18 protein-coding genes are annotated in these 17,524 nt (G+C 32.3%); 7 read left to right on the top strand and 11 right to left on the bottom strand.

Annotated features, from left to right (window positions below):
• Positions 1 to 68: 68 nt before the first annotated feature.
• A complete protein-coding gene (argS, locus tag AW14_RS01020; protein WP_044637113.1) occupies positions 69 to 1,844 on the top strand; it encodes an arginine--tRNA ligase in 1,776 nt (591 codons plus the stop codon).
• Positions 1,845 to 1,871: 27 nt separating this feature from the next.
• Here argS and AW14_RS01015 read toward each other — a convergent pair whose 3' ends face one another.
• The 6 genes from AW14_RS01015 to rsfS all read right to left on the bottom strand — a co-directional run bounded on the left by AW14_RS01015 (position 1,872) and on the right by rsfS (position 6,646).
• A complete protein-coding gene (locus AW14_RS01015; protein ID WP_044637112.1) occupies positions 1,872 to 2,138 on the bottom strand; it encodes an acyl-CoA-binding protein in 267 nt (88 codons plus the stop codon).
• Positions 2,131 to 2,787: a phosphatidylserine decarboxylase family protein gene (locus AW14_RS01010; RefSeq protein ID WP_044637111.1), complete on the bottom strand. Its 657-nt coding sequence runs from the start codon at positions 2,785 to 2,787 to the stop codon at positions 2,131 to 2,133. The genes AW14_RS01015 and AW14_RS01010 overlap by 8 nt, the downstream gene beginning before the upstream one ends.
• Positions 2,777 to 3,598 carry a phosphatidate cytidylyltransferase gene (locus AW14_RS01005; RefSeq protein ID WP_044637110.1) on the bottom strand — a complete coding sequence of 274 codons (822 nt, stop codon included), beginning with the start codon at positions 3,596 to 3,598 and terminating at the stop codon, positions 2,777 to 2,779. Before AW14_RS01005 ends, AW14_RS01010 begins: the two co-directional genes overlap by 11 nt.
• Before the next feature lies 1 nt (position 3,599).
• Positions 3,600 to 4,208 carry an LUD domain-containing protein gene (locus AW14_RS01000; RefSeq protein WP_044637109.1) on the bottom strand — a complete coding sequence of 203 codons (609 nt, stop codon included), beginning with the start codon at positions 4,206 to 4,208 and terminating at the stop codon, positions 3,600 to 3,602.
• Between the two features lie 117 nt (positions 4,209 to 4,325).
• Entirely contained in the window at positions 4,326 to 6,269 is a 1,944-nt protein-coding gene (gene ftsH, locus AW14_RS00995) for an ATP-dependent zinc metalloprotease FtsH (RefSeq protein ID WP_044637108.1), read from the bottom strand.
• Between the two features lie 5 nt (positions 6,270 to 6,274).
• The gene (gene rsfS / locus AW14_RS00990; RefSeq protein WP_044637107.1) at positions 6,275 to 6,646 is read right to left on the bottom strand and encodes a ribosome silencing factor; all 372 of its coding nucleotides are present in this window, start codon (positions 6,644 to 6,646) and stop codon (positions 6,275 to 6,277) included.
• A gap of 93 nt (positions 6,647 to 6,739) precedes the next feature.
• Here rsfS and AW14_RS00985 point away from each other — a divergent pair, with 93 nt between their 5' ends.
• Positions 6,740 to 7,471 (top strand): biotin--[acetyl-CoA-carboxylase] ligase, encoded by a 732-nt coding sequence (locus tag AW14_RS00985; protein ID WP_044637106.1) that lies wholly within the window; start codon positions 6,740 to 6,742, stop codon positions 7,469 to 7,471.
• Here the strand turns inward: AW14_RS00985 and AW14_RS00980 are convergent.
• Both AW14_RS00980 and pyrE read right to left on the bottom strand, forming a co-directional pair.
• Complete coding sequence (locus AW14_RS00980) at positions 7,468 to 7,863, bottom strand: SRPBCC family protein (RefSeq protein ID WP_044637105.1); 396 nt, start codon at positions 7,861 to 7,863, stop codon at positions 7,468 to 7,470. The genes AW14_RS00985 and AW14_RS00980 overlap by 4 nt on opposite strands.
• Positions 7,864 to 7,922: 59 nt before the next feature.
• On the bottom strand, positions 7,923 to 8,567 hold the full coding sequence (gene pyrE / locus AW14_RS00975) for an orotate phosphoribosyltransferase (protein WP_044637104.1): 645 nt from the start codon (positions 8,565 to 8,567) through the stop codon (positions 7,923 to 7,925).
• Between the two features lie 129 nt (positions 8,568 to 8,696).
• Between pyrE and AW14_RS00970 the strand changes: the two genes are divergently transcribed.
• Positions 8,697 to 9,278, top strand: a complete 582-nt coding sequence (locus AW14_RS00970) for an NUDIX hydrolase (RefSeq protein ID WP_044637103.1) — start codon at positions 8,697 to 8,699, stop codon at positions 9,276 to 9,278.
• Positions 9,279 to 9,592: 314 nt separating this feature from the next.
• Entirely contained in the window at positions 9,593 to 11,257 is a 1,665-nt protein-coding gene (locus AW14_RS00965) for a SulP family inorganic anion transporter (protein WP_044637102.1), read from the top strand.
• 20 nt (positions 11,258 to 11,277) lie between these two features.
• On the opposite strand, the gene coaD is transcribed toward AW14_RS00965, so the two are convergent.
• Positions 11,278 to 11,733, bottom strand: a complete 456-nt coding sequence (coaD, locus tag AW14_RS00960; protein ID WP_044639437.1) for a pantetheine-phosphate adenylyltransferase — start codon at positions 11,731 to 11,733, stop codon at positions 11,278 to 11,280.
• Between the two features lie 96 nt (positions 11,734 to 11,829).
• Entirely contained in the window at positions 11,830 to 12,804 is a 975-nt protein-coding gene (locus tag AW14_RS00955) for a D-alanine--D-alanine ligase (RefSeq protein WP_044637101.1), read from the bottom strand.
• Positions 12,805 to 12,974: 170 nt separating this feature from the next.
• On the opposite strand from AW14_RS00955, the gene AW14_RS00950 reads away from it, so the two are divergent.
• Together AW14_RS00950 and AW14_RS00945 are read left to right on the top strand one after the other, a co-directional pair.
• On the top strand, positions 12,975 to 13,529 hold the full coding sequence (locus tag AW14_RS00950; RefSeq protein ID WP_044637100.1) for a PASTA domain-containing protein: 555 nt from the start codon (positions 12,975 to 12,977) through the stop codon (positions 13,527 to 13,529).
• Between the two features lie 2 nt (positions 13,530 to 13,531).
• Positions 13,532 to 14,575 carry an RluA family pseudouridine synthase gene (locus AW14_RS00945; protein WP_044637099.1) on the top strand — a complete coding sequence of 348 codons (1,044 nt, stop codon included), beginning with the start codon at positions 13,532 to 13,534 and terminating at the stop codon, positions 14,573 to 14,575.
• 172 nt (positions 14,576 to 14,747) lie between these two features.
• Here AW14_RS00945 and AW14_RS00940 read toward each other — a convergent pair whose 3' ends face one another.
• Complete coding sequence (locus AW14_RS00940; protein ID WP_044637098.1) at positions 14,748 to 16,592, bottom strand: hypothetical protein; 1,845 nt, start codon at positions 16,590 to 16,592, stop codon at positions 14,748 to 14,750.
• Between the two features lie 170 nt (positions 16,593 to 16,762).
• On the opposite strand from AW14_RS00940, the gene yaaA reads away from it, so the two are divergent.
• Positions 16,763 to 17,521, top strand: coding sequence for a peroxide stress protein YaaA (yaaA, locus tag AW14_RS00935; protein ID WP_044637097.1), 759 nt, complete (start codon positions 16,763 to 16,765; stop codon positions 17,519 to 17,521).
• The last annotated feature ends 3 nt before the right edge of the window (positions 17,522 to 17,524 follow it).

The following is a 17,524-nucleotide window of genomic DNA, read 5'->3' as shown; positions in this document are numbered from 1 at the left end:
AAAATTAAATTTTACAGTTAAGCTTTAATAAAAGTTTTATCTTTGCTCACCTAAAAAAGAGACGATAAATGAATCTTCAAGACATAATATCTAACCAAGTAAAACAAGCTGTTTTAACGACGTTTAATGTAAATCTCGAATCTGTAGAATTTCAGGCTACAAGAAAAGAATTTGAAGGCGATATAACTGTTGTGATTTTCCCAATGCTACGTTTTGTTAAAGGTAATCCTGTTCAAATAGGCGAGGTTATTGGAAATTATCTTCTTGAAAATGTAGACGAGGTAAGTGCTTTTAATGTTGTGAAGGGCTTTTTAAATATTGTTATAGCCGATACTTATTATATCAAATTTTTTAACAAAATAAAAAATGATGATTTGTATGGTTTCGTTTCACCAAACCCAAACGAAAAAGCCATTATGGTCGAGTATTCTTCACCCAATACAAACAAACCGTTGCATTTAGGTCATGTAAGAAACAATCTTTTGGGGTATAGTGTAGCCGAAATTTTAAAGGCTTCAGGCAAGAAGGTTTATAAAACCCAAATCATTAACGATCGGGGTATTCACATATGTAAAAGTATGTTAGCGTGGAAGCTTTTTGGTAATAATGAAACTCCTGAAACCACCGGTTTAAAGGGTGATAAATTGGTTGGAAATTACTATGTTAAGTTCGATCAAGAATATAAAAAAGAAATAGAAACGCTTAAAGCTTCAGGTTTAAGTGAAGAAGAAGCAAAAAAATCGGCTCCTTTACTGTTACAAGCGCAAGATATGTTGTTAAAGTGGGAGGCAGGAGATGAAGAAATCGTAGCGTTGTGGGAGACAATGAATGGTTGGGTTTATAAAGGATTTAATGAAACCTATAAAAATTTAGGTGTCGATTTCGATACATTGTATTATGAAAGTAATACGTATTTGTTAGGAAAAGAATTTGTTGCCGAAGGTTTAAAATCGGGTGTATTTGAAAAGGAAGCCGATGGTTCTGTATGGTGCGATTTAACAAGTGATGGTCTCGATAAAAAAATAGTTCAACGTGCCGATGGTACGGCTGTTTACATGACACAAGATATAGGTACTGCCATACAAAGAATTAAGGATTTTCCAGATGTAGGCGGTATGGTTTACACTGTTGGTAATGAACAAGACTACCATTTTCAAGTATTATTTTTAATTCTTAAGAAATTAGGTTTTGAATGGGCAGAAAATTTATACCATTTAAGTTATGGTATGGTAGATTTGCCAAGCGGAAAAATGAAAAGCCGTGAAGGAACCGTTGTTGATGCAGATGATTTAATTGATGAAATGGCTAAGACTGCTGGAGAGATTTCAGAAGAATTAGGCAAACTTGATGGTTACACTACTCAAGAAAAACAAGCGTTGTATAAAACTATTGGTTTGGGTGCTTTGAAATATTACATCTTAAAAGTAGACCCTAAGAAACGTATTTTGTTTGACCCAAAAGAATCTATAGATTTTCAAGGTAATACAGGGCCGTTTATTCAATATACGTATGCAAGAATTCAAGCCATTTTACGTAAGGCAGAATTTGATGTTTCTCAGGATATCGCAATCAATTTAAATCCAAAAGAAAAAGCCTTGTTGAAGCAATTAGAAATGTTTCCAGAAGTAATTCAAAATGCAGCCAATCAACACAGTCCTGCACTAGTAGCTAATTACACTTACGATTTAGTAAAAGAATTTAATTCATTTTATCAAAACGTATCTATTTTGGGAGCCGATATTGAAAATGAAAAAATATTTAGAGTGCAGCTTTCTAAGAAAGTCGCTTTAACAATTAAAAATGCTTTTAGCGTTCTGGGAATTCAAGTCCCAGATAGAATGTAGATAGATTGTAAAAAGAAAGATAAATAATTATTTACCGTAAAGGAAATACTTGTTAACCAAATCGATATATAATCTTTTTGCTTCGTCCTGACTTAAGTTTTTTACTTGAAACAAGGCGTTGGTTTTAAAAGCATTTATAATGGCCTTTTTACTGCTTGGTCGGCTGTAATCGTTTGTAGCTTTTTTGTAATAGGCATACAAATTTAAAAGCACATCAGCAGGAAAAGGATCGGTGTAGTCGTTAACCCTTTTTACGGCATCTTGAAATTCTATTTCTAATTCTTCACTATTCATTAAGCTCTGCAATAATACTTTCTCCACCTCTTACTTTTTGATTTAATGCTACTTTAATTTTAGTATCTAAAGGTAAAAATAAATCTACTCTCGAACCGAATTTTATAAATCCACTATCTGTTCCTTGAACAACCGCGTCGCCTACTTTAGCATAATTTACAATTCGTTTTGCTAAGGCACCAGCTATTTGTCTAAACAAAACTTTACCGTAAGTTTCGTTTTCTACAACAACGGTGGTTCTTTCGTTTTCTTCGCTTGCTTTTGGATGCCAAGCTACTAGAAATTTACCAGGGTGATATTTGCTAAATATAACATTTCCACCAATAGGATAACGTGTTACATGAACGTTTATTGGAGACATAAACACGCTCACTTGAAGTCTTTTTTCATTAAAAAATTCTTTTTCAAAAACTTCTTCAATAACAACAACTTTACCATCTACGGGAGAGACAACTTGTTTTTCATTTAAAACAGTGTTTCTTTTTGGGTTTCTAAAAAACTGAAGGATTATTATTAAAAATGCTACAATTAGAAGTAACAGCAACATTCGAAGCCAATAAACGCCAACGAAATTGTCGACTAACAAAGCACTTATAACAACAAAAATAAAAGTAATAACGATTATTTTATAACCTTCTTTATGAAACATATTTAATAATTCTTAAAAATAAATAGATAAATGGTGCGGCAAATATAATGCTGTCTAATCGATCTAATAAACCGCCATGTCCTGGCATTATTGCTCCACTATCTTTAACGTTTGCTTGTCGTTTAAACTTAGATTCAATTAAGTCTCCTAAAGTGCCGAAAACACTTATAATGATGCTTAAAATAAGCCAATTTGTAAAGGTTAAACTGGGTGCAAAGGTACTAATAAAATAACTAGCTACGCATGAAAAAAATAAACCTCCTAAAAAACCTTCAACCGTTTTCTTTGGTGATATTTTTTCGAAAAGCTTCTGTTTTCCAAAATTTTTACCTACTAAGTAAGCAAACGAATCGTTTACCCAAATTAAAATAAAACAACTTAGTAAAATATTAGCATCGTAAACGGTATTGTAATCGGCAATTAAAATTAGAAATACAAAGGAAGTGGTTATATAGAATGTAGTTAATATAAAACGTTTCGTGCTAAATAAAGGGATAATGCTTTGTGAGAATAAATCTTTAATTAGAAAGAGTTCTACAAAAATCGATAAAACCATTAAAATTTGTTTTATTTCATCAATACCTTTTACATATTGAGGATTAATAATCCAATACGAAAATGCAGTATATATTATTACAAATATAAAGTAGGGGGTGTTGCTCTTTAATTGAATTAGTTTTTTAAATTCAATAAGACTAATAATACCAAAAATAAAAAATAATATAATTAATGGTAATTTGTATTGAATACAAACAATAAGCAGTAAGACGTACAAGGCGCCAGAAAAGGAACGTATTAAAGTTTCTTTCATTCTAAAGGTCTTCTAATAGAAGTAAGTATAAGTTTTTTAAACTACTACCGTACTTTAAAAAGTTATTATCGTCATTAGATTTAAAATGCTTAATGGTCGTAATATTGGTAGGTATTTTTTGCTTATTATTTCTGTTGATGCCTCTAAGACCTTCGCTTATGCTTTCAACAATTTGGCTTGTTGTGGAAAAAACAATAAAGTTTTCAGGTAATTCCGGTAATTTTTTCTCAAATATCTGATTGGAACAGATAAATAAAGACCCGTCACTAGCGATTAAATTTTCACAAGTAGTTAGAAAAAATGACGATTCGGCTATACTTTGGGTAGGAGTGAAGTTTGAATTTTTAAATTTCTCCTTAAGGTTGGTATCAATAATATAACCTTTTTTGTTATCCCATTGATTTTCAATTAAGATATTTTCAAGATTTTCAAAAACTTCGTTTAAATTTTCACAGTATAAAAACTTACCACCATTAGCTTTAAAGTTTATTGTAAACCTTTCATCTATTGGTAATTTAATTTCAGGCATGTATTTGCCTCTATCTGTAGACTTTAGTTCTTCTTTTGAATCATCATTTTTAGAACCAAAAATTTTTCTAAAAAGACTCATTTAGTTAGCTGCTATTAACACTATATTTTTAGATTTTATCAAATATAAAAAATCTTAAATTAACCATCACGCTAATTTAAGATTTTTACATAAAGCTTATCAAAATTGAATAAAATATTAGCTTTTAGGCTGATCTATTTCTTCTTTTACAAAGGCGCGTTCTCCAAATATTTTCTCAAGATTATCCTTGAAAATAACTTCTTTTTCTAGAAGCACTTCTGCCAGTTCTGTAAGTTTGTCTTTGTTTTCTTCAAGTAATTTAATCGCTCTTTGGTATTGCGTTTCAATAATTGAAGATATTTCTTGGTCAATTAACTCTGCTGTTTGTTCGCTATATGGTTTAGAAAAACCATATTCGTTTTGACCACTAGAATCGTAATAAGTTAAATTTCCAATTTTATCGCTTAGGCCATAAACTGTAACCATTGCTCTGGCTTGTTTAGTAACTTTTTCTAAATCGCTTAATGCTCCAGTAGAAATTTTATTAAAAATTACTTTTTCGGCAGCACGACCACCAAGCGCTGCACACATTTCGTCTAGCATTTGTTCTGGTCTAACTATTAAACGTTCTTCTGGTAAATACCAAGCAGCACCTAACGATCGACCTCTAGGTACAATGGTTACTTTAACCAATGGCGCAGCGTGTTCTAACATCCAGCTCACAGTTGCATGTCCAGCTTCGTGATATGCGACTGCTTTTTTCTCGCTAGGGGTAATTATTTTATTTTTCTTTTCTAAACCTCCAATAATTCTATCTACGGCATCAAGGAAATCTTGTTTGTCTACAGCTTTTTTGCCATTTCTAGCGGCAATTAAAGCAGCTTCATTACAAACATTTGCAATATCTGCACCAGAGAATCCTGGCGTTTGTCTTGATAGAAAATCTAAATCTAAATCTTTGGTTTTTTTAAGAGGTCTTAAATGAACTTCAAATATTTCTTTACGTTCTCTAATGTCTGGTAAATCAACAAAAATTTGTCTGTCGAAACGACCGGCACGCATTAAGGCTTTATCTAAAATATCGGCTCTGTTGGTTGCTGCCATCACGATAACATTTGTGTTGGTGCCAAATCCATCCATTTCAGTTAGTAATTGATTTAAGGTGTTTTCGCGTTCGTCGTTACTTCCAGACATAGCGTTTTTACCTCTGGCACGACCAATCGCATCAATTTCATCAATAAAAATAATAGATGGTGATTTTTCTTTAGCTTGTTTAAATAAATCTCTAACACGAGAAGCTCCTACACCAACAAACATTTCAACAAAATCGGAGCCCGATAATGAAAAGAACGGTACTTTAGCTTCACCAGCAACGGCACGTGCTAATAAAGTTTTACCAGTTCCTGGAGGGCCTACTAATAAAGCGCCTTTAGGTATTTTTCCACCTAAGGTTGTATATTTTTCAGGGTATCTTAAAAAGTCTACAATTTCTTGTACTTCTTCTTTAGCACCTTCTAAACCAGCCACATCTTTAAAAGTGGTTTTAACCTCGGTATTTTGGTCGAATAATTTGGCTTTAGATTTTCCGATGTTAAAAATCTGACCGCCAGCACCACCGCCAGCACCACCAGACATGCGTCGCATGATAAAAATCCAAACACCAATTAAGAGTATAAAAGGAAGAATTCCCATTAATAAATTACCCCAATCGTTGGTTTCTGTTTCAAATTCTACATGCGCTTTTTTTTCTAAAGTGCTGTTAGCCTCTTCTAATTTGTTTTCAAAGTTTTGAAGATCACCAAACTCAAAACTATAGTTTGGTAATTTGGTAGCAGAAGGAATAAAAGATGTTGGTTTAGATTTTTTATGAATATCTTTTTCTTGAGCTTCAGAAGTTAAATAAACCTTGGCAACACGCGTGTTTTTTATAATGTCTACTTTTTCAACATCGCCATCTTTCAAGAATTTAAAAAATTCTGATGGGGTTGTTTTATTGCCATTTTCGTAGGCACTATTTCCAAATAATTGAAAACCTAAAAATAAAGCTATTAAAATGCCATAAATCCAGTATGGACTAAATTTCGGTTTGTTTTCTTTTATATTTTTTTGATTCTTCGCCATGTTTTTTAATAACTCGTTTCTATAACTGTTGTTTTAGCATCTCCCCAAAGACTTTCAATATCGTAATACTGTCTTATGTGCTTTTGGAATACGTGCACCACGACATTTACATAATCAATTAAAACCCACTCGGCATTGTCAATACCTTCGGTATGCCATGGATTGTCTTTAAGTTCTTTGCTTACTTTTTTCTGTACTGAATTGACTATAGCGTTAACTTGTGTGTTTGAAGTTCCTTCACAAATTATAAAGTAATCGCAAACCGTATTTTCAATTTCTCTTAAATCTAGGATGTTAATTTCTTTTCCTTTAACATCTTCTATTCCACTTATTATAACAGATATTAACTGGTCTGCACTTGTATTTTTTTTCGCCATTAAATTTTTTTAATTTTTGCAAAGTTATTATTTTTTTAGTTCTTTATGCCTTAAAAAAAGCATAAGATTTTCATTGTCAATAATAACTATTAAATGCATATAATCAAACTTAATGCCATCGATTCTACTAATAGTTATTTAAAGAAACTTTCTGCCCAAGAAGCTTTAGATGATTTCACAATTGTCATGACCGAAGCACAACTAGAAGGGCGTGGGCAAATGGGGTCTGTTTGGACCTCGAAGTCGTCTAAAAATCTAACCTTCAGTGTGTATAAAAAATTTTCAGGACTAGAATTTCAGCATGTTTTTTATATTAGTATAGCTACTTCTTTGGCGCTTGTTAAGACTCTTCAATTTTTTTCTATACCTAAATTGGCAATTAAATGGCCAAACGACATTTTGGCAGAGAATAAGAAGATTTGCGGTATTTTAATTGAAAATATAATGCGAAATCAAACAGTTTCTAATTCTATTATTGGAATGGGGCTGAATGTGAATCAAACAGAATTTGAAAACTTACCCAAAGCATCATCTTTAAAACTTATTACAGGTGATGTTTATAATATTGATGAGTTAGCGATTTTAATTGTAAATAATTTGAAGATTTATTTCAACAAGTTAAATGAAGGTCAATTTGAAGATTTAAAATTGCAATACGAAGATTTACTTTTTAGAAAAAATAAACCTTCAACATTTAAAGATGCCGAAGGTTTGATGTTTTCTGGAATTATAAAAGGCGTTTCTAATTATGGAAATCTTCAAGTTTTATTAGAAGATGATATCATTAAAGAATTTAGTTTAAAAGAAATTACGCTGATATATTAAATAGCTTTTGGAATGCTGTTAGCAAGTGTTTCTATAAATTTGGTAATGGGGCCTTTAATCATCATCGCCATCATAGGGTTGAAATCACCATTAAATTTTAGTTGAACATCACTTGTAGCATCTTCTTTCTGAGTAATTTCGCCAACTAACGAAAAGTCAATTTTTCCTCCTGCAGCACCAAGAACAATTTTATTAGGCGGTATTAATTCCTTCTTTTTTAATGTAATCTCTGGCATTCCTTTCAAGGCAAAAATGAATGTATCTTCACTAAGCACTTCAAATTTGCTAATGTTTTCGGGCATTAAAGCTTCAAAATTTTTAACATCGGCTAAAAAATTAAAAACTTCTTCAGGAGATTTACTTACGTTTATGGTTGGTGATTCTAAATTCATCTTATTATGTTGTTTTATGTTAATTTATAATTTGTGACATTCAATTTTAAATTAACATATCAATTAGCGTTCCATTCGCTTGGGTTTGTATTCCATTCCGATAAGGTTTGCAATTCTTTCTCAGAAATGTAATTAGTATCTAAAGCCTGTTCTAATAAACTATCGTAGTTACTTAAGGTTTGAAGCAAAATATTTTCTTCGGCAAAATTTTTAGCAGCTACATCAAAACCATAGGTAAAAATTGCTATCATGCCTTTTACATTAACACCGGCTTGTTTTAAAGCTCGCACGGCATTTAAGCTGCTATTTCCTGTACTAATTAAATCTTCAACCACTACCACATTTTGTCCACTTTCAAGAAAACCTTCAATTTGGTTTTTTCTTCCATGGCCTTTGGCATCTGGTCTAACATAAATAAAAGGTAATCCCATATATTCTGCAACAAGCATCCCAATGCCAATAGCTCCGGTAGCAACACCTGCTATAACATCTGGTTTTCCATATTGCTTTTCAATTTGTTTTGCCATGGTCTCTCGTATGTAATTTCGAATTGGTGGAAACGATAATACAATACGGTTGTCACAATAAATAGGTGACTTCCATCCAGAAGCCCAAGTAAAGGGCTCCTTTGGGCTAAGCTTTATAGCGTTAACTTGCAATAAAACTTCAGCTGTTTTTCTTGCGGTGTGTTTATTAAATATCATGATACAAAAATAATCATAAAATTATGTTTTGCATTATAGAAGTATGCGAATAAAAATATTTTTTTTAACAATGTTTGGTTTGTGCCTAAAAATGATATTTTTACAGGGTGAGAATTTTTAAATTAAGTTATGTATAAAGTTTTTGTTGGAGATAAACCTATTGTTTTAACTAATGTTGTAGAGGAGGAAACGAATTTTAAGAACTATTACATAGGCGATGTTAAAATATCGAAGGTTATTAAAAAACTAAATACAAAAAAGATTGCAGAGGTAAGATTAATTCATAAAAACCCTGATAAACTTTTAAAAAAGTTTTTAAAATTATTACCCAATGTCGTTGCTGGTGGTGGTAAAGTTTATAATGATAAGAATGAAATTTTATTTATCTACAGAAACGATAAATGGGATCTGCCCAAAGGTAAAACAGAAGGCAAGGAAACTATTGAAACCACAGCCATTAGGGAAGTTACAGAAGAAACAGGTGTTAATGGCCTGGAAATAATTAAACCCTTGCAAACAACCTACCATATTTTTAAACGAAACAGACGTTATAAAATAAAGATAACCTATTGGTTTGAAATGAAGTCGACTTTTAAAGGCGATTTGTATGCTCAAGAAGAAGAGGGTATTACAAAAGTGGCATGGCTTGGTCCTGAACAAGTTAAAGAGGCTATGGAAAATTCATATGCGAATATTAAACTTTTAATTTAGCATAGAAACTTTTATAAAAACCTGAAAAATCTAGCAGCAAACTTAATCTAAATTAAAGCTAAGACTTTTTTTTGTTCAATTATTTGTCTCGATAATTTCAACTGAAGCTTTATTTAATGTAATCGAAAATAAACATTCTAACGTTCGTATTTTTGAAGAAAGAAAATCTGCTTTAAAATGGTTAAAATCTTATGCAAATAAAGAATAAGTTACTTTTTAATAAAACGTTTGAGTGCCGTAAATCCTGAAAAAAAACCATTCTACCTTGTGACTCAGTATATAAATTGTAAATTTGCGCTTTCAAAAAAAGAAGCATGACTCAATTTTTTAAGAAGTTCACAAACAACCCAAAAAACGATATTTTAAGCGGCATAACAGTATCTCTGGCTATGATACCCGAAGTTGTTGCTTTCGCATTTGTGGCTCAAATCGATCCTTTAGTAGCGCTTTCAGGAGCTTTTATCATAGGGTTAATTACAGCTATTTTTGGAGGAAGACCCGGATTAATTTCTGGTGCTGCTGGTGCGGTAGCAGTGGTGTTTGTTCATTTAATATCTGAGGGACATGCTAAAGGCATGCTTTTCGAAACGCCTATCGAAAACATGGGTTATTTCTATTTGTTAGCCACTGTTATATTAATGGGGGTTTTTCAAATTTGTGCAGGTGTTTTTAAACTTGGGCGTTTTGTGCGTTTAATTCCTCATCCGGTTATGTTAGGTTTCGTAAATGGTTTAGCTATTGTTATTTTCCTGGCACAAGTTCGCATGTTTTCTCATAAAAAATTAGAAACCACCATCGAGGGTGTTAAAGAATATATTAATATACCTATGGTAGGCAAAGAACTTTATATTATGATAGGGTTGGTGCTTTTTACCATGGGCGTTATCTGGTTGTTACCAAAAATAACAACCAAATTACCAGCAGCATTAACAGCTATTTTAATAACAACAGCCATCGTAGTTTTTGGTGGTTTAGATGTTAGTACGGTGGGCTCTTATATTATAGAAGGTGGAGGAAACGGACTAAAAGGAGAGTTTCCAACTCCTAATTTAGAGCTTTGGCAAAACCTACCTTTTAATTTCGATACCTTAAAATTCATTTTACCTTATGCTTTTCTGGCGGCTTCTGTTGGTTTAATAGAATCGTTAATGACCATGAATTTGGTTGATGAATTAACAGAGACCAGAGGAAATGGTAACCGGGAGTGTGTTGCACAAGGCGCTGGAAATATTTTAAGTGGCTTGTTTGGTGGTACAGGAGGTTGTGGTATGATTGGGCAAACCGTTATTAATATTAACGCTGGTGGTCGTGGTAGATTATCTGGTATCATGATGGCCGTAACACTTTTAACCTTCATTTTGTTTACCGATAAATACATAGAGCAAGTGCCTATTGCTGCTTTAGTGGGGGTTATGTTTATGATGGTTATTGAAACATTTGCATGGTCTAGTTTTCGAATTATGAAAAAAATACCAAAATCGGATGCATTTGTTTTGGTTATCGTATCGGCTGTAACAGTGTTTTACGATTTAGCTATTGCCGTTTTTATTGGTGTTATTATTTCGGCATTAGTGTTTGCCTGGGAAAACGCCAAGAAAATTAGAGCTAGAAAACGTTTTTCTGACGACGGAAAAACAAAAACTTACGAAATTTGGGGGCCGCTTTTCTTTGGTTCTATTCAGGCTTTTAACGAGAAATTCGACATTAAAAACGATCCCGATAACATTATAATAGATTTTATCGAATCCCGCGTTAGCGACCATTCTGCTTTAGAAGCCATATTTAATTTAGTTAATAAGTATGAAGCTGAAGGGAAAACAATTAAGCTAAAACATTTAAGTCCGGAGTGTAAAGAGTTACTCTACAAAGCATCGCCAAAATTTGAGGAGGTTATTGTTGAAGCTATAAACGATCCGAGATACCATTTAGCAGAAAACCCAGAAGCCTTTACAAAACCCTTATCTGAATATAAGTTATAAAAGTTATTTAGGCTTTTAAGTTATTTTACTCTAACACTTTCAGGTACAAACTTCGTGTAGTCGCCGTTGTTTTTTATAACATCGCGCACAATCGACGAAGATATAAACGATGTTTTTGCCGAGGTTAGTAAAAATACTGTTTCAATTGTCGATAAGCGTCTGTTGGCATGGGCAATGGCTTTTTCAAACTCAAAATCGGCAGGATTGCGTAAACCACGTAATATAAATTCAGCGTGAACCGATTTGCAAAAATCGACCGTTAAACCTTCATAAGTAACTACTTTTACTTTGGATTCATTGGCAAAAGCTTCTTCTATAAAGGTTTTACGTTCATCTAGCGAGAACATGTATTTTTTTTCAGAATTAACACCAATGGCAACAATCACTTCATCAAAAAGTGTAACACCACGTTTAATAATGTCGTAATGTCCCAAAGTTATTGGGTCGAAAGATCCCGGAAATATGGCGCGTTTCATTTTATTTAATTTCAATTTAACAGATTCACTTAGTACGGTGTAATACAAAGATACTATTTCTAAATAGCATCGACTTGAAGTTCCTCCTTTTAATACTTATTTTAAAGCTTCTTGAATCGCATTATCAAACAAATCAACCAAAGTTATTCCTGCCGCCGCTGCTTGCTGAGGTAAAATACTAGCTCTTGTTAATCCGGGAATGGTATTAACTTCCAATAAATGGGGTTCTCCATTTTTAAAAATATACTCGCTTCGGCTAAAACCTTTCATTTTTAAAACTTCATATACTTTTTTGGCAATGCTGCTTACTTTTGCTTCCTCTTTAGGGGTTAATCTTGCCGGGGTTATTTCCTGAGATTTCCCCAAATATTTCGCTTCATAATCAAAAAAATCATTTTCGCTCACAATTTCGGTAATAGGTAGCACTTTTGTTTCGCCTTTATAGGTAATAACACCCACAGAAACTTCGGTGCCATCTAAAAAAGATTCTATAATAATTTCGTCGTCTTCCTTAAAAGCCGTTTCAATAGCTTTTTGCAGGTCTTCTTTTTTATGCGCTTTACTCACTCCAAAACTACTTCCAGCTTTGTTTGCTTTTACAAAACACGGTAAACCTACCTGTTCAATTATAGCATCTTCATTAATAACATCACCTAAATTTAGAAAATAAGATACGGCCGTTTTTATACCATAAGGTTTTAAAACACTTAAGCAATCTCTTTTATTAAAAGTAATGCTGGCCTGATACATATCGCAGCTGGTGTGCGGGATGCCAAGCAATTTAAAATAGCCTTGCATGTAGCCATCTTCTCCGGGCGAACCATGAATGGCATTAAAAACACAGTCGAAGCTTATTTTTTTATGGTCTATGGTTACAGAAAAATCGTTTTTATCAATAGGGAATTCGGTGTTATTAGCATCTACATACACCCATTTCTCTTTAAAAATATGAATACGGTATGCGTTGTATTTAGAGGGGTCTAGTGTTTCGTAAACCACATTTCCACTGGTTAAAGAGATTTGATATTCACTAGAATATCCACCCATGATAATGGCGATATTTTTTTTCATTAAGTACTTAAATTAAATTTAATAGTTTTTTAAAGATTTTAAATACGCAGATGGTCATCTAAAAGAAACAATAATACGTATCTAATATTAGTTAAGCTAAAATATCACTTAAATTGCGAAAGAAAAAACAGTTCTGTTTTTATATATTTGCCTAATATAAAATTCAATACATGAGTATTATTAAATTCCTTTCCAGCAAAGTTTTTTTAAAACAAATTTTGTTAGCTGCATTAGCCATTGTATTACTAACTTTTATTCTTTTAAAGTGGTTAAACATTACTACAAATCATGGTAGTTTTGAAATTGTTCCCGATTTAAAAGGAAAATCGCTAAGTGTTGCTACCATGGAGGTGGAAGAAAATAATTTAGTTTTACAAGTTCAAGATTCTGCGAATTACAATCCCGATTACCCGAAGTTTTCGGTCATCGATCAAGAGCCTGCTGCTGGAAATCAGGTTAAAGATGGCAGAAAAATATACATAACATTAAACCCATCTGGATACAGAAAAATTCTGGTTCCCGATTTAAAAGAACGTACCTTTAGACAAGCAAAACCAACATTAGAAGCCTTAGGTTTTAAAATTGGCAAATTAAAATATGTCGATAATATAGCCAAAGACATGGTTTTAAAAATGGAACACAAAGGTAAAGCCATTAGCCCGGGCGAAAAATTACCAAAAACATCGGTTATAGACCTGGTGTTGGGCAATGGAAACAGACCCTAATTATGGAAAACTACACACCAGATAATTTCGACGAAGAAAGCGACCTGTACGAGCATTTTGCTTTTACAGTCGATAAGGGGCAAAACCCACTTCGAATCGATAAATACTTAATGAATTTCGTTGAAAATGCTACCAGAAATAAAATTCAGGCAGCAGCCAAAAACGGAAGTATTTTTGTAAATAACACCCCCGTAAAATCTAATTACAAGGTTAAGCCCTACGATAAAATACGCGTGTTATTTACTCATCCGCCACACGAAAATTTGTTGGTTGGCGAAAATATTCCTTTAGATGTTGTTTACGAAGACAACGATTTGTTGGTTGTAAATAAACCAGCAGGCATGGTTGTGCATCCAGGACACGGCAACTACTCGGGCACTTTAATAAATGCTTTAATTTACAGATTTGATAATTTACCAAATAACTCCAGCGAACGCCCGGGCTTGGTCCATCGCATCGATAAAGATACTAGCGGACTTTTAGTGGTTGCAAAAACCGAGCAAGCCATGACGCATCTATCATTGCAATTTGCCGAAAAAACCAGCGAGCGCGAATATGTTGCCATTGTTTGGGGAAATATTGAAGAAGACGAAGGAACCGTAGAAGGCAACATTGGCCGACACCCAAAAAACAGACTCCAAAACACCGTTTTTCTGGGCGACGAAGCCGACAAAGGCAAACCCGCCATAACCCATTATAAGGTCCTCGAACGCTTGGGGTACGTAACCTTGGTGTCCTGTAAACTAGAAACCGGCCGTACCCACCAAATTCGTGTGCACATGAAACACATTGGGCACACCCTATTTAACGACGAACGTTACGGCGGCGAAAAAGTGCTCAAAGGAACCACCTTTACCAAGTACAAACAATTCGTAGAAAATTGCTTTAAAATATTACCCCGTCAGGCACTACACGCTAAAACTCTAGGTTTCGAACACCCTCGAACCGGCGAGTTTTTAAAATTCGAGGCGCCCATACCAGACGATATACAACAATGTATCGAAAAGTGGCGTAATTATGCCAAGCACCAAGAATTAGAAGATTAACTTTTCTTGGGCGTTACCATAGCCTTCGTTAGCTCTACGGCTATGGTCGAGCTTTTCGTTACAATCTTTTTTTCGTACCTCAAAAAAGGATTTTCACTGCAATCTCTAACGCGGGTGTTTGCAAAGTTTTGTTTTTTGATTTAAAAGATAGACCTGTTTTTTAGACTATTAATTACTTGGATAAAGCTTTAATGACTCTTTCTTCATTTATAACTATATCCCTAAATAAAACATGAGGAAACTCTTGATATTTTGATGTTTTAAAAGCATCATGAATTTTTGATAATGTAGAGGCCGTTAAAAGAGACAGATTCATTTCAGTATCCATCTCACAGTCATAGATAAAATCATCACTAAATTCTGGTGCAACAAGTAAAATTTTTACAATTCTTAAATTGTTTTTTAATGCTAAGTTTTGATACGATTTTAGTTGTCTCGAAACGGTACTAAACTTATTATATCCTTTTTCTTTAATAGTTTTACACTCTACTATTATAATTTCATTATTCCCTAAATTGAGAATTATATCCATCATATCTTTTTGAGTGTTTAATTCACTTTTAAATGCTTCATCAACATTAAATCCTAATGATTTAAAAATAATTTTAGTTAATTCTTCAAATTTTAAACCGAGCTCACTTTCTTTAACAAGAATTCCATTTTCCTTTAATATGTTTAAGTTTCTATATCCAACATTTTCATAATTTTCCAGATACAAATTTTCTACATCTTTGTAATGTTCAAGTATGTTTAAAATATCATCACCACGTTGTTTAATACCATGATTCTTTATGAATTTCGTTAAGTCAGGTTTTTCAATTAAATCTAATATATCTCTTGGTTTAATATTATAGTCAAGTAAAAAATCGGCACTCAAAACATATTCATCTTGTAACTCAAATTGTACTTTCAAGTCTTTGTTTAATTTAGGTAAAGATTCATTTAATTCTTTCAACATTTTATCAAAACCATCAATTGAAATTCCTACTTTTTCATCCTTTTCTACATTTTCAAAATGTTCAATGAGACTACTTATTTTGTCTTCTAAAGTGCTTCCTTTCAAATTATTTATATTCAATCCTTTTTCACAAAGCTCGTTTAAGGTTTTCTTTTTTTCAGTTAAAGTTATTCCAGGTTTATATATTTCGTTTGAAAGTAAATCTGTAAATGAAATACCTTCTTTTATAATTTCTTCAACTTTTTGAGACAATGGTAATTTTCTATCAATATTATGCTCCTTGGCTATTTGGTTTATAATTGGCTCTCTAAGTAATTTTAAAGTTCTTCGATAGAATTTTTCAGCAACTTCTTTTTTTCTAACAGTTCGTAAAAGTCTTACCATTTCATCTGCAACATAAATTGTATTTTCTTTTTTAGAGAAGAATACAACACCAAGGTTTTTTAAATTGTTAATTACATCTTGTATGTCAGATTTTTTAATTGGTAATATTGTATAATTTATTAGTTTGACATCTTCTTGAGATAAACCGAGCTGTTTTGATAAAGTTAAAATAATAGACAACTCATCTGAAGTTATTTTTGCCTCTCTATTATTTGTTTCATCATTGTTATATGCAGTAGATAAACATGCTTTATAAATTCTAAAATCCCTTTTTCTAGATTCACTTAATTCTGATTTTTCATTTTCTAATTCACTGTTTAGATTCTTTATTTTACTTTTTAAATTTTTTATTTCAGTTTCATACAATCTTGAAAACCAATCTTGTTTCATAATACAATTACCATCTCGGATAATTATATCTATTAGAATATCTAGTTGAGAACTAGCTTCTTGAAATTCAGAATATACATGTTCGGTAAATTCATCAGAAATTAAATTAAAAATATTGGAGATATTTAAGTTGTCAACAGATTTAAGACCTTTGTCAGTAGAACTTAAAATCTTCTCGATTTCTTTACTATTCTTAGGTTTTTTGGAAATTATATTATCAATTATTTTTATGAAGGCATTTTTTTCAAGTGAACCTAACTTGTCTAATATCTTTTCTAATTTCATAATTTCTTGTTTGAATTTTTTATTTATAATTTCAAAAAATAAATTTAGTAAATTTTCTGATAAAACAAGCTATCACTTCAATCTATAATAGTATTGCAAATAATTCTTATTATTGGTTTTAAAAAACTACGACTAGTTGTAAATTTGGTTAGTTAAAAAAAAGTATTCAAATGAAGTTAGTATTATCGCCAGCAAAGTCACTCGATTTCGAAACATCGTTACCAGTTTCTCAACATTCAGAAGCACAGTTTTTAAATCAATCAGAAAAACTAAATAAACTTCTTAAGAAAAAATCGTCTAAAGATTTATCGAAACTCATGAGCATTTCCGATGCCTTAGCACAATTAAACTATGAGCGTAATCAAGATTGGAGTTTACCCTTTACTAACGATAATGCAAGACCTGCCATTTATGCCTTTAGTGGCGATGTGTATAAAGGTTTAGATGCTTATACTATAGCAGAAGATAAAATTGAAACCGCTCAAAATACCGTTCGAATTTTATCTGGACTCTACGGTTTACTAAAACCATTAGATTTAATACAACCGTACCGTTTAGAAATGGGAACAAAACTAACCGTTGGAAAAAATAAAAACCTTTACGAATTCTGGAAAAAAGACATCACTAAAGCCTTAAACGAAAGTTTAGCAGACGGTGAGGTGTTTTTAAATTTAGCAAGTAACGAGTATTTTAAAGCTGTCGATACAAAAGCATTAAAAGTACCCGTTATTAATGCCGATTTTAAAGATTTTAAAAATGGCGAGTATAAAATAATTTCCTTTTTTGCCAAAGAAGCCCGCGGACTTATGGCGCGTTTTATAATTGATACCAATGCCAAAACCGTAGACGATTTAAAGGCTTTTAATTATGGTGGCTATGGTTTTAGCGAACAAATGTCTAAAGACAATAATCTTGTTTTTACAAGATAGTAG

It is taken from the genome of Siansivirga zeaxanthinifaciens CC-SAMT-1 (assembly GCF_000941055.1).
Classification (GTDB): domain Bacteria; phylum Bacteroidota; class Bacteroidia; order Flavobacteriales; family Flavobacteriaceae; genus Siansivirga; species Siansivirga zeaxanthinifaciens.
The sequence above is the reverse complement of the archived record's forward strand: the minus strand, read 5'-3'. Positions and strand labels throughout refer to the sequence as shown.

Bases quoted from the DNA above. Each gene is read 5' to 3' on its own strand.
- argS (WP_044637113.1), top strand. From the start codon at position 69: ATGAATCTTCAAGACATAATATCTAACCAAGTAAAACAAGCTGTTTTA.
- AW14_RS01015 (WP_044637112.1), bottom strand. From the start codon at position 2,138: ATGAATAGTGAAGAATTAGAAATAGAATTTCAAGATGCCGTAAAAAGG.
- AW14_RS01010 (WP_044637111.1), bottom strand. From the start codon at position 2,787: ATGTTTCATAAAGAAGGTTATAAAATAATCGTTATTACTTTTATTTTT.
- AW14_RS01005 (WP_044637110.1), bottom strand. From the start codon at position 3,598: ATGAAAGAAACTTTAATACGTTCCTTTTCTGGCGCCTTGTACGTCTTA.
- AW14_RS01000 (WP_044637109.1), bottom strand. From the start codon at position 4,208: ATGAGTCTTTTTAGAAAAATTTTTGGTTCTAAAAATGATGATTCAAAA.
- ftsH (WP_044637108.1), bottom strand. From the start codon at position 6,269: ATGGCGAAGAATCAAAAAAATATAAAAGAAAACAAACCGAAATTTAGT.
- rsfS (WP_044637107.1), bottom strand. From the start codon at position 6,646: ATGGCGAAAAAAAATACAAGTGCAGACCAGTTAATATCTGTTATAATA.
- AW14_RS00985 (WP_044637106.1), top strand. From the start codon at position 6,740: ATGCATATAATCAAACTTAATGCCATCGATTCTACTAATAGTTATTTA.
- AW14_RS00980 (WP_044637105.1), bottom strand. From the start codon at position 7,863: ATGAATTTAGAATCACCAACCATAAACGTAAGTAAATCTCCTGAAGAA.
- pyrE (WP_044637104.1), bottom strand. From the start codon at position 8,567: ATGATATTTAATAAACACACCGCAAGAAAAACAGCTGAAGTTTTATTG.
- AW14_RS00970 (WP_044637103.1), top strand. From the start codon at position 8,697: ATGTATAAAGTTTTTGTTGGAGATAAACCTATTGTTTTAACTAATGTT.
- AW14_RS00965 (WP_044637102.1), top strand. From the start codon at position 9,593: ATGACTCAATTTTTTAAGAAGTTCACAAACAACCCAAAAAACGATATT.
- coaD (WP_044639437.1), bottom strand. From the start codon at position 11,733: ATGAAACGCGCCATATTTCCGGGATCTTTCGACCCAATAACTTTGGGA.
- AW14_RS00955 (WP_044637101.1), bottom strand. From the start codon at position 12,804: ATGAAAAAAAATATCGCCATTATCATGGGTGGATATTCTAGTGAATAT.
- AW14_RS00950 (WP_044637100.1), top strand. From the start codon at position 12,975: ATGAGTATTATTAAATTCCTTTCCAGCAAAGTTTTTTTAAAACAAATT.
- AW14_RS00945 (WP_044637099.1), top strand. From the start codon at position 13,532: ATGGAAAACTACACACCAGATAATTTCGACGAAGAAAGCGACCTGTAC.
- AW14_RS00940 (WP_044637098.1), bottom strand. From the start codon at position 16,592: ATGAAATTAGAAAAGATATTAGACAAGTTAGGTTCACTTGAAAAAAAT.
- yaaA (WP_044637097.1), top strand. From the start codon at position 16,763: ATGAAGTTAGTATTATCGCCAGCAAAGTCACTCGATTTCGAAACATCG.